Source organism: Xanthomonas sp. CFBP 8443 (genome assembly GCF_025666195.1).
GTDB lineage: Bacteria > Pseudomonadota > Gammaproteobacteria > Xanthomonadales > Xanthomonadaceae > Xanthomonas_A.
This window is the reverse complement of sequence record NZ_CP102592.1, coordinates 3,928,001-3,939,494: the sequence shown is the minus strand read 5'-3', so window position 1 is coordinate 3,939,494 and position 11,494 is coordinate 3,928,001. Positions and strand designations below refer to the sequence as shown.

7 protein-coding genes are annotated in these 11,494 nt (G+C 70.7%); 4 read left to right on the top strand and 3 right to left on the bottom strand.

Translation table 11 applies throughout. The features are described 5' to 3' along the window. Nucleotides 1–374 precede the first annotated feature (374 nt). The 3 genes from NUG20_RS16445 to NUG20_RS16435 form a co-directional block, all read right to left on the bottom strand. Complete coding sequence (locus tag NUG20_RS16445) at nt 375–1,115, bottom strand: phosphoadenylyl-sulfate reductase (RefSeq protein ID WP_263395500.1); 741 nt, start codon at nt 1,113–1,115, stop codon at nt 375–377. Then, nucleotides 1,112–2,836 (bottom strand): assimilatory sulfite reductase (NADPH) hemoprotein subunit, encoded by a 1,725-nt coding sequence (cysI, locus tag NUG20_RS16440; RefSeq protein ID WP_263395499.1) that lies wholly within the window; start codon nt 2,834–2,836, stop codon nt 1,112–1,114. Before cysI ends, NUG20_RS16445 begins: the two co-directional genes overlap by 4 nt. Nucleotides 2,837–2,950: 114 nt before the next feature. Continuing rightward, a complete protein-coding gene (locus NUG20_RS16435) occupies nt 2,951–4,822 on the bottom strand; it encodes an assimilatory sulfite reductase (NADPH) flavoprotein subunit (RefSeq protein ID WP_263395498.1) in 1,872 nt (623 codons plus the stop codon). A gap of 206 nt (nt 4,823–5,028) precedes the next feature. On the opposite strand from NUG20_RS16435, the gene cysD reads away from it, so the two are divergent. From cysD to NUG20_RS16415, 4 genes are all read left to right on the top strand, one after another. Beyond that, entirely contained in the window at nt 5,029–5,937 is a 909-nt protein-coding gene (gene cysD / locus NUG20_RS16430) for a sulfate adenylyltransferase subunit CysD (protein ID WP_263395497.1), read from the top strand. 176 nt (nt 5,938–6,113) lie between these two features. Next, nucleotides 6,114–7,973 carry a sulfate adenylyltransferase subunit CysN gene (cysN, locus tag NUG20_RS16425; protein ID WP_317852752.1) on the top strand — a complete coding sequence of 620 codons (1,860 nt, stop codon included), beginning with the start codon at nt 6,114–6,116 and terminating at the stop codon, nt 7,971–7,973. Nucleotides 7,974–8,165: 192 nt separating this feature from the next. Further along, on the top strand, nt 8,166–10,847 hold the full coding sequence (locus NUG20_RS16420) for a M1 family metallopeptidase (RefSeq protein ID WP_263395495.1): 2,682 nt from the start codon (nt 8,166–8,168) through the stop codon (nt 10,845–10,847). A 160-nt stretch (nt 10,848–11,007) separates the two neighbouring features. After that, entirely contained in the window at nt 11,008–11,433 is a 426-nt protein-coding gene (locus tag NUG20_RS16415) for a hypothetical protein (RefSeq protein ID WP_263395494.1), read from the top strand. Nucleotides 11,434–11,494: the final 61 nt, after the last annotated feature.

The window sequence follows — 11,494 nt, the reverse complement described above, 5'->3', positions numbered from 1 at the left end:
CATCGGGTGCACTGCGGGAGATACTTCAGTCCCGACGGCATCCCGAAGCCGGAAGGCTCGCCGCTTCGTTCGTCGCGGCTGAAGCCGCTCCTACAGGAGGGCTGCGCGAGGCGGCTGCTGGGTGCACTGTAGGAGGGACTTCAGTCCCGACCGTATCTATCCGAAGCGGAAGGTTCGCCGCTCCGTTCGTCGCGGTTGAAACCGCTCCTGCAAAGCGCCGCGCGTAACCGGCTGTGCACTGTGAGGGGGCTTCAGTTCCGATGGCATTCGACGCCGGATGGTCTATGGCTTCGTTCGTCGCGACTGAAGTCGCTCCTACAGGGGCGTGCGGTGGCCTGTGACGCCCCGCGGCATGCGTCGCTCCTCACGCAGACTCAGACATCCTCGTGGATGCCGCATTCGCGCTTGAGGCCGAAGAAGCGGGTGTCTTCCTCGCGCATGCCCGGTTCCCAGCGGCGGGTGGTGTGGAAGTCGCCGATCGACACGTAGCCTTCCTCCCACAGCGGGTGGTAGGGCAGGCCGTGCTGCTGCATGTACTGCCACAGGTCGCGGTCGCTCCAGTCGGCGATCGGGTTGATCTTGTAGCGCTCGCCGCGCTTCTGCACGAACGGGGTCTGCGCGCGGCTGTCGGACTGGCTGCGGCGCAGGCCGGTGAACCAGGTGCCGACCTTCAGTTCGTCCAGCGCGCGGCGCATCGGCTCGACCTTGCGCAGGTTGTTGTACTGCTCGATGCCGACCATGCCCTGTTCCCACAGGCGGCCGTGGCGCGCCTCCATCCAGGCGCGGCTGACCAGCGGCCGGTACACCTTGAGGTTGAGCTTGAGCCGGTCGCTGAGCGCGTCGGCGAAGCGATAGGTCTCGGCGAACAGGTAGCCGGTGTCGATCAGGATCACCGGGATCTCCGGCAACTGCTGGGTCAGCAGATGCAGCGTCGCCGCCGATTGCGCGCCGAAGCTCGAGGACAGCGCGGCCTCGGCCGGGCCGTGTTCGAGCGCCCAGGCCACGCGCTGCACCGCAGTCATCGGCGCCAGCAGCGCGTTGACCGCGTCGAGATCCCATGCCGTCGCCGGGGCGTTGGCGGAGTCGTGTGGGGCGGAGGCGGGCAGGGCGCTCATGCGTGCAGTTCCGAAGGAATGAGATGGCGGTGGGTGGGGTAGGCAGGCAGGTCGACCAGCCCGCTGCGGTGCAGGAAATCGCCGAAGCCTTCGTCGGCATCGCGTTCGCCGGCATAGCGCGCGAACAGCGGGTCCAGCGCGTCGAGGATTTCCGGCTCGGTGATGTTCTCGCGGTACAGCGTGTTCAGGCGCTGGCCGCGGTGATCGGCGCCGAGCATCAGGTTGTAGCGGCCGGGCGCCTTGCCGACCAGCGCGATCTCGGCCAGGTACGGCCGCGAGCAGCCGTTCGGGCAACCGGAGATGCGCAGCAGGATCGGCGCCTCGCGCAATCCATGCCGGTCCAGCAACGGCTCCAGCTTGCCGGCGAAGTCGGGCAGGTAGCGCTCGGCCTCGGCCATCGCCAGGCCGCAGGTCGGCAGCGCCACGCAGGCCATCGCCGCGCGCGCCAGCGCGGTGCGCGCCTGGTTGCCGGCGTCCAGCGCATGCGCGCGCACCAGGGTGTCGACCGCCTCGCGCTGCGCGGCGGGAATGCCGGCGATGACCAGGTTCTGGTTGGAGGTCATGCGGAAATGCGCGCCATCGCCGGCGCGCTGCAGCAGTTCGGCGATCTCGCGCAGGCCGCTGAGGTGGCGCGCGCCGGCGTCATGGTCGGCGATGCGCCCGGCCGGCAGCGACAGGGTCAGGTGCGCGCGGCCGTCCTCGCCTTCGCTCCAGCCGTAGCGGTCGCCGTTGTGCGCGAAGGAAAACGCGCGGGTCGGCTGCAGCACGATGCCGGCGCGGCGCTGGATCTCGGCGACCACGACATCCAGGCCATGGTCGTCGATGGTGTACTTGAAGCGCGCGCGCTTGCGCACGGTGCGGTTGCCGAGGTCGCGCTGGGTGGTGACCACGGCGGTGGCGACGTCGAGCAGCTGGTCGCGTGCGATGAAGCCGATCACGTTGGCCACCCGCGGGTAGGTCTCGGCGTCGCCATGGGTCGCACCCATGCCGCCGCCGATGCTGACGTTGTAGCCGGCCAGTTCGCCGTCGGCGCCGGCCACGCCGATGAAGCCCAGATCGTTGGCGAACACGTCCACGTCGTTGATCGGCGGCAGCGCGAAGCCGATCTTGAACTTGCGCGGCAGGTAGGTGTCGCCGTACACCGGCTCGTCTTCGCGGCCGCTGCCGGCCACCTGCTCCTCGTCCAGCCAGATCTCGTAGTAGGCGCGGGTGTTGGGCAGCAGGTGCTCGGACACCCGCGCCGCGTCGGCGTACAGCGTGGCGTGCGCACGCGAGGCCAGCGGGTTGGCGGCGACCTGCACGTTGCGGTTGACGTCGCCGCACGCGGCCAGCGTGTCGATCAGCGCGGCGTTGATCGCCTGCATCGTCGCCTTGAGCTCGCGCTTGATCACGCCGTGGAACTGGAACGCCTGGCGCGTGGTGACGCGCAGCGAATGGTTGCCGTAGGTGGTGGCGATGGCGTCGAGCTTGAGCCACTGTTCCGGGGTGATCACGCCGCCCGGCGTGCGCGTGCGGATCATGAACTGGTAGGCCGGTTCGAGCTTCTGCCGGCGCCGCTCGTCGCGCAGGTCGCGATCGTCCTGCTGGTAGCTGCCGTGGTACTTGATCAGCGTCTGGTCGTCCTCGCGCAGCGCACCGGTCACCGGATCGGCCAGGCTCTGCAGCAGCGACCCGCGCAGGCGGCGGCTTTCGGCTTTGATGTCTTCTACGGAGTGGCTCATTTGCGGGACTCGGGACTCGGGACTGGGGACTCGGAAAAGCGCACGATCGCGTACTGAGGCTTCACCGGCTTCCGTTCTTCGAGTCCCGGGTCCCGAGTCCCGAGTCCCGACTTCTCAATAGACATCGCGCGCATACCGCCCCTCCCGCTGCAGCGAGGTGAGATAGGCCGCGGCGTCCTCGGCGCTGTGCGCGCCGTGTTCGACCACGATCTGCTGCAGCGTGGCGTGCACGTCCTTGCCCATGCCGATCGCGCCGCACACGTACAGGTGCGCGCCGTTCTGCAGCCAGTCGTAGACGTCACGGCCGTGCTCGCGCAGGCGCTGCTGCACGTAGACCTTGTGCGGCAGGTTGCCGTCGCGCAGCGGCTGCACGTCGCGCGAGAACGCCAGGTCCAGCCGCTGCAGTTCGCCGCTGCGCAGCGCCTGCTGCCACTCGGCCTGGTACAGAAAGTCCTGGTTGAAGTGGCGGGCGCCGAAGAACAGCCAGTTGCGGCCGCCGGCGCCGCTCTCGGCGCGTTCCTGGACGAAACCGCGGAACGGGGCCACGCCGGTGCCGGGGCCGATCATCAGGATGTCGCGGCTGCCGTCGGCGGGCACCCGGAAGCGTTCGTTGGGTTCGATGTAGACCGCGGCGCTGTCGCCTTCGGCCAGGGCGGCGAGATGGCCGCTGGCCGCGCCGCCATGGGCGTGGCCGTGCGCCTGGTAGGCCAGCACGTCGACGGTGAGGTGGACTTCCTCGCCGACCCGCTTGCGGCTGGAGGCGATCGAATACAGACGCGGGGCCAGCGGCCGCAGCGCGTCCAGCAGCGCGCTGTGGTCCCAATCCGCCGGCCAGCGTCGCAGCACGTCGATCACCTGGTGATCGTCCAGCAACGCCGCCAGACCGGCGGTCTGGGTAGGGTCGAGCAGCTGGTCAAGCGCCGGCGCGGCTGAGCGACGGGCGACCGCGGCCAGGAACGGCCGCGATGCCCGGGTCAGTTCGCGATGCGCGGCGAGCCACTCGTGCAGGGGCAGAGTTTCCGCATCGACGGTGACGTGCGCATGACCGTCCAGTCGCGTCGCCGTCAAGACCGCCTCGACCAGCGCCGGCGGGTTGCGGTGGCGGATGCCCAGCGCGTCGCCGGGCTCGTAGTGCAGGCCGCTGCCGGCCAGCGACAGCTCCAGGTGGCGCACGTCCTTGTCGGCGTCGCCATGCGCGGCATAGCGCGGGCCCTTGAAATCGCGGCCGCTGATGCGCTGGTTGGCCAGCACCTCGGCGGCGAACGGGCGCGCGTGGCTCCAGCTGGCGGTGGCGGCGCCGCGCAGCGGGGTCACCGTCGCCGACGGTGCGGCCGCGCTCTTCAGCAGTTCGCGCGCCTGCGCCAGCGCCTGCGTGCGCCACGGCGTCGCCACGGTGTCGATGTCCAGGTCGGCCTCGCCCAGCGGGACCACCCGCTGCGCGCCGAGTTCGGCCAGGCGCGCATCGATGCGCTTGCCGATGCCGCAGAAGTCGGCGTAGCTGGAATCGCCCAGGCCCAGCACCGCGTACTTCAGCTCGGGCAGCTTGGGCGCGCGCCGGCCCTGCAGGAACTCGACCAGGCCGATCGCATCGTCCGGCGGATCGCCTTCGCCCTGGGTGCTGATGACCACGTACAGCAAACGCTCGTTGGCCAGTTCGCGGGTCGGGTAGGCGTCGGCGCGCAGCACCCGCACCGTCAGCCCGGCCGCTTCGGCGTCGGCGGCCAGCTGTTCGGCGGCGCGGCGCGCGTTGCCGGTCTGGCTGCCGTAGACCACGCTCAGCCGCTGCGCGCTCTGGCCGGCCGCCGCACCGCCCGGCAGCACCGCCAGCGATGGCGGCGCATGGCCCTGGCCCTGGGCCAGGCCGGCGGCATAGCCGGATAGCCACCACAGGCTGGCCGCATCCAGCCCCTCCACCGTCCGCGCCAGCAGCGCCTTGCGCTCGTCGGGCAAGGGGCTGGGCGGCAACGCGGGCGAGGCGGCGGTCATGACCGGTCCGGGTGGGAAGAAGGGATGACCGATGTTAGGGATCCGTTGCGCAGCGCAGAAAGGAGCAGGGGTTATCGGCTTATGCCCCCCGCTTATTTCAGTGCCCGCCTGGCGCATCACACACTGCCGGCCCCGGTCGCCCCAGGCGCCGCGGGCGCTGCTACCCTCGGCACATCCCCTTTCCAATGAGCCTCGCGTTGTCCCCGATGCAGTCTTCCGCCCTGTCCCACCTCGACCGGCTCGAGGCCGAAAGCATCCACATCCTGCGCGAGGTGGCGGCCGAGTTCCGCAATCCGGTGCTGCTGTATTCGGTCGGCAAGGACAGCTCGGTGCTGCTGCACCTGCTGCTGAAGGCGTTCGCGCCGGCGCCGCCGCCGATCCCGCTGCTGCACGTGGACACGCGCTGGAAGTTCCGCGAGATGATCGCGTTCCGCGACCGCCGCGCCGCCGAGACCGGGGTGGACCTGCGGGTGCACATCAATCCCGATGGCATCGCCCAGGACATCGGCCCGTTCACCCACGGCGCCACCGTGCATACCGACGTGATGAAGACCCAGGGCCTGAAGCAGGCGCTGGACCAGGGCAGGTTCGACGCGGCGATCGGCGGGGCGCGCCGCGACGAGGAGAAGGCGCGGGCCAAGGAGCGGGTGTTCTCGTTCCGCAACGACAAGCATCGCTGGGACCCGAAGAACCAGCGCCCGGAGCTGTGGAATCTGTACAACGCCCGGGTCCATGCGGGCGAGAGCGTGCGCGTGTTCCCGCTGTCCAACTGGACCGAGCTGGACATCTGGCTGTACATCTACCGCGAGTCGGTTCCGGTGGTGCCGCTGTATTTCGCGGCCGAGCGCCCGGTGGTGGAGCGCGACGGCGCGCTGATCCTGGTCGACGACGCGCGGCTGCCGCTGCGCGAGGGCGAAGTGCCGCAGTTGCGGCATGTGCGCTTCCGCACCCTGGGCTGCTATCCGCTGACCGGCGCGATCGAATCGCAGGCCGACACGCTGGAGAAGATCATCGCCGAGATGTTGCTGGCGACCTCGTCGGAGCGGCAGGGGCGGGTGATCGATCAGGATCCGGGCGCGTCGATGGAGAAGAAGAAGTTGGAGGGGTATTTCTGATGGCTATTCATGCGGGACTCGGGACTCGGGACTCGGGACTCGAAAAAGCACCGGAACTTGAGACCCCAGATTCGGCCGTTGGGCGACTGTCTGCGTCCGGCGCGGACTCTCAGTTCGCGGGGTCGTCCGAGTCCCGAGTCCCGAGTCCCGAGTCCCGCGGCGACGGCGGCAACGCCATCGCCGCCTACCTGCAACAGCACGAACAAAAACCGCTGCTGCGCTTCATCACCTGCGGCAGCGTCGACGACGGCAAGAGCACCTTGATCGGGCGCCTGCTGTACGACAGCAAGCGCCTGTTCGACGACCAGCTCGCAGCGCTCAGCGCCGACAGCAAGCGCCACGGCACCCGTGGCGGCGAGATCGACTACGCGCTGCTGCTCGACGGCTTGGCCGCCGAGCGCGAGCAGGGCATTACCATCGACGTGGCCTACCGCTACTTCGATACCGACCGGCGCAAGTTCATCGTCGCCGACTGCCCCGGCCACGAGCAGTACACCCGCAACATGGCCACCGGCGCGTCCAGCGCCGACGTGGCGGTGGTGCTGGTCGATGCGCGCAAGGGCCTGCTGACCCAGACCCGCCGCCACAGCTACATCGTCTCGCTGCTCGGCATCCGCCACGTGGTGCTGGCGGTCAACAAGATGGACCTGGTCGGCTTCGACCAGGCCACCTTCGACGCGATCGCCGCCAGCTACCGGGCGCTGGCCGCGCAGCTGGGCATCGCCCAGGTGCAGTGCATCCCGCTGTCGGCGCTGGACGGCGACAACCTGTCGCAGCGGTCCGCGCGCACGCCCTGGTACGCCGGCCCGGCCTTGCTCGAACACCTGGAAGGCCTGGACCTGGAAGCGCGCGACGCCGACAGCGGCCTGCGCCTGCCGGTGCAATGGGTCAATCGCCCGAACCAGCAGTTCCGCGGTTTCGCCGGCACGCTCGCGGCCGGCCAGGTGCGCCCGGGCGATGCGGTGGTGGTGCTGCCGTCGGCGCGCCGCTCCACCGTGGCGCGGGTGCTCGACGGCAACGGCGATGTCGCGCACGCGGTGGCCGGGCAGGCGGTGACGCTGACCCTGGCCGACGAGATCGACATCAGCCGCGGCGACGTCATCGCCGCCGCCGGCGACCCGCCGGAAGTGGCCGACCAGTTCGCCGCGCACGTGCTGTGGATGGACGATGCCGCGTTGCTGCCGGGGCGCCCGTACTGGCTCAAGCTCGGCACCCGCACCGTGTCGGCCAGCGTCAGCGAGATCAAGCACCGCATCGACGTGAACACGCAGGAGCGGCTGGCGGCCAAGCGCCTGGAGCTCAACGAGGTCGGCTACTGCAACCTGGCGCTGGACGAACCGATCGCGTTCGAGCCGTACGTGCGCAACCGTGCGCTCGGCGGTTTCATCCTGATCGACCGGCAGAGCAACGCCACCGTCGCCGCCGGCACGCTCGACTTCGCGCTGCGCCGCGCCGGCAACGTGCACTGGCAACACCTGGACGTGGACAAGGCGGCGCGCGCACGGATCAAGGGCCAGGCGCCGAAGGTGCTGTGGTTCACCGGCCTGTCCGGCGCCGGCAAGTCGACCATCGCCAACCTGGTCGAGAAGCGGCTGCATGCGCAGGGCCGGCACACCTTCCTGCTCGATGGCGACAACGTCCGCCACGGCCTCAACCGCGACCTCGGCTTCACCGACGAGGACCGGGTGGAGAACATCCGCCGCGTCGCCGAGGTCGCCAGGCTGATGGCCGACGCCGGGCTGATCGTGCTGGTCAGCTTCATCTCGCCGTTCCGCGCCGAGCGCGCGATGGCGCGGTCGCGTTTCGAGGACGGCGAGTTCGTCGAGGTGTTCGTCGACGTGCCGCTGCACGTGGCCGAGGCGCGCGACGTCAAGGGGCTGTACGCCAAGGCGCGCGCCGGGCAGATCCCCAACTTCACCGGCATCGATTCGCCGTACGAGGCGCCGGCGCAGCCGGAACTGCACCTGCAGGCCGATGGCGACAACGCCGAGGCGCTGGCGGCGCGGGTGCTGGCCTGGCTGGACGCGCAGGACTGAGCTGCGGCAGCGCGCTGTCCGGCGCACACCGGTAGCTGCGTCGCGTTCGCCGCGAGCGCGACGCGCTGCAGCGCGCATGCAGGGACCGGCGCTACACCGGCCCGCGCGCACGCGCATGGGTCCTCGGCCACATGACACCCGGCGCCGCGCGTGCTTAAGTCCACGGCTCCTCGCCGTCGAAGAAGCCGTCCCATGGCCCGCCTGTCGCTTTCCTTGTTGCCCTCTGTGTTGGCGCTGTGCTGCGGCGCGGCTTTTGCGCAGGCGCCCGACGCGGTGCCGAGCGGGCGCCTGCCGCCCTGGGCGGTGCCGCAGCACTACGCGCTGGACCTGAAGATCGACCCGGCGCAGCCCTCATTCAGCGGCACCGCCACGATCCGCGTGCGGCTCGCGCAGGCGTCCGACCACCTCTGGCTGCACGGCAAGGAATTGCGCGTCGCCAAGGCCACGCTGCGCACCGCCACCGGCACGCCGTTCGCGGTGCGCTACGCGCAGGCCGACGCGCAGGCCGGCGTGGCGCGCATCGCGTTCGGTCGCGTGCTGCAGCCGCAGGAACTGACCCTGACGATCGCCTACAGCGCCCCGCTCAACCAGCAGTTGCAGGGTCTGTACCAGGTCAGATACCAGGGCCATGCGTATGCGCTCACGCAGATGGAGCCGATCAGCGCGCGCTACGCGTTCCCGGGCTTCGACGAGCCGTCGCTGAAGACCCCGTTCGCGCTGCGCCTGACCGTGCCCGAGGCCGACCAGGCCCTGGCCAACACCCAGGCCGTCGCCACCAGTCCCGCCGGCAAGGGCTGGAAGACGGTGCGCTTCGCCGAGACCGAGCCGCTGCCGACCTACCTGGTCGCCTACGGCGTCGGCCCGTGGGACGTGGTCGACGCACCGGCGCTGCCGGCCACGCCGCAGCGCGCGCACGCCACGCCGCTGCGCGGCGTCACCGCGCAGGGCCAGGGGCCGCGCATCCGGCGCGCGCTGGAACAGACCCCGGCCATCATCACCGCGCTCGAGGACTACTACGGCTTCGGCTATCCGTTCGACAAGCTCGACCTGGTGGCCGCGCCGGATTTCTCCGCCGGCGCGATGGAGAACCCGGGCTTCGTCACCTTCCGCGACTGGTTGCTGCTGCTGGACGAGGATTCGCCGCGGCGCAACTTGCAGGGCTCGTTCAACGTCACCGCGCACGAACTGGCGCACCAGTGGACCGGCGACACGGTCACCATGACCTGGTGGGACGACCTGTGGCTCAACGAGGCGTTCGCCACCTGGATGCAGCAGAAGATCACCATGCAGCTGCGCCCGGAGTACCGCGCCGACCTGGACCGCGTCGCATCCGCGCAGACCGCGATGGACAACGACAGCCTGGTCAGCGCGCGCAAGATCCGCCAGCCGATCACCGGCAACGGCGACATCGAGACCGCATTCGACAGCATCACCTACAAGAAGGGTGCGGCGGTGCTGGGGATGTTCGAGGCCTTCGTCGGCGCCGACACCTTCCGCACCGGGATGCGCAGCTACATCGCCGCGCACCGCTTCGGCAACGCTACCGCCGACGACCTGATCGATGCGATCGCCGTGGCGGCCGGCAAGGGCGACGACTTCAAGGCCGCCTTCCGCAGTTTCCTCGACCAGCCCGGCGTGCCCTACGTGCAGGCCCGGCTGGAGCCCGGCAGGCAGGGCGCGGTGCTGCGGCTGCAGCAGCAGCGCTACCTGCCGCTGGGCTCCAGCGGCGAGGCCGCGCGCAGCTGGGGCCTGCCGGTGTGCGTGAAGTACGGCACCGCGCAAGGCGCGCGACGCGCCTGCACGATGCTGTCCGGCGCCGACGGCAGCATCGTGCTGCAGGGCGCCGACAAGAACAGTTGGGTGCTGCCGAACGCCGAGGGCGCCGGCTATTACCGCTTCGGCCTGCCGAAGGCGCAGCTGGACACGCTGGGCCGCCACCTGGATGCGCTCGGCGACGCCGAAAAGCTCGCCTATGCCGATGCCATCGACGCGGCGTTCCGCAGGGGCGATGCCGACAGCGCCGACGTGGTCGCGGCGATGCAGCGGCTGGCGCCGGCACCGGCCGCGCCGGTGGCGACCGCGCTGGTCGACCGCTTCGGCTGGATCTGGCGCGTGTTGGCGACCGACGACGCCCAACGTGCCGCGCTGCGCAGCCAGGCCGAACAGGCGTTTGGTGCGCGCCTGCAGGCGCTGGGCTACCGGCGCCGCGCCAGCGACAGCGCCGACGACGTGGCGCTGCGCACGGATCTGGCCAGCCTGCTCGGCGTGGAGCTGGGCGTGCCGGCGGTGCGCCAGGCGCTGCTGGCGCAGGGCGATGCGGTGCTGGCCGGCAGCAACGGCCGTGGCCCGGACTTCGCCGCCGCCGATCCGGACCTGCTCGGCAGTGCGTTGGCGGTGGCGGTGCAGGAGCGCGGCGACGCGGCCGTGGACGCGCTGCTGGCGGCGCTGCGCAGTCATGGCGAACCGGCGCAGCGCAACGCGATGATCGCTGCGCTGTCGATGGTGCGCGATCCGCGGCAACTGCAGAAGGTGCGCGATGTCGCGCTGACCGACGCGGTCAAGGTCGGCGAGATGACGAGCCTGCTGATGGGCGCGCATGCCGATGCCGCCACCCATGAATCCATGTGGAGCTGGTACACCGCCCACTTCGACCGCCTCGTCGCGCGGTCCGGGTCCTTCGACGGCGGCCGCCTGCCGGCGCTGGCCGCGTCTGGCGGCTGCGAGGTGGCCGAGGCCGAGCGCCTCGAGGCGTTCTTCGCGCCACGCCTGCAACAGCTCAGCGGCGCCGATCGCGGCCTGGCGCAGACCGCCGAGACGATCCGGCTGTGCAGCGCGCTGCGGCAGCAGCAGCGCGCCGCGCCGCTCGTGCGCTGAGGCACGGATGCCGCCGCGCCGGCATTGCCGGCCGCGGCGATGTTGCGCATGCTATGGCAGCAGGGATGCGGTAGGGATCCGCGGCGACCGCTCCGGAGGCCGTGTCCACGCGGCGGCGGCGCGAGTGGCGCAGCGGCCGCACGACGTTCAGGGGGAACGCGTGGATCCGAAGATGCAGGCCTTGCTGGCCAGGACCAATGTCACCGAGCTGGTCGCGCCGGCGGCCGTGGAACAGGTGACCGATCAGCCGGTGCGCCCGGAACCGCCACCGACGCAGCGTCCGCTGTATTCCACCAGCGATCCGTTCCAGTACCACCTGGCGACCACCGAGATCGTCGGCAAGCTGCAGGACCGGCGGACCAAACCGGCGTTGCGGGTGTTCGGCTGGTTCGTCTTTGGCCTGCCGATGGCGGTGTTCGGCGTGCTGCTGTTGCAGCTGACTTGGTACGACAGCGCGCTGCAGGCGTGGAAGATCCCGCACAGCGCCGGCCAGGCGCTGCGCGCGCTGTTCGGCAGCGCTTGCGCGCTCGCGTTCATGGCGGCGTACCCGTACTTCACCCGCCGTCGCGGGTCCGGCTCCGCCTGAGCGGGTAATCCGGTTCGATGACCTGGCGCCTGCACCGCCAGTGGCGTGGCGGCAGGCGCTG

What these genes read in the sequence shown, in the direction of transcription:
- cysI (WP_263395499.1), bottom strand. Translation starts at nt 2,836, where the DNA reads ATGAGCCACTCCGTAGAAGACATCAAAGCCGAAAGCCGCCGCCTGCGC.
- NUG20_RS16420 (WP_263395495.1), top strand. Translation starts at nt 8,166, where the DNA reads ATGGCCCGCCTGTCGCTTTCCTTGTTGCCCTCTGTGTTGGCGCTGTGC.
- NUG20_RS16435 (WP_263395498.1), bottom strand. Translation starts at nt 4,822, where the DNA reads ATGACCGCCGCCTCGCCCGCGTTGCCGCCCAGCCCCTTGCCCGACGAG.
- cysD (WP_263395497.1), top strand. Translation starts at nt 5,029, where the DNA reads ATGCAGTCTTCCGCCCTGTCCCACCTCGACCGGCTCGAGGCCGAAAGC.
- NUG20_RS16445 (WP_263395500.1), bottom strand. Translation starts at nt 1,115, where the DNA reads ATGAGCGCCCTGCCCGCCTCCGCCCCACACGACTCCGCCAACGCCCCG.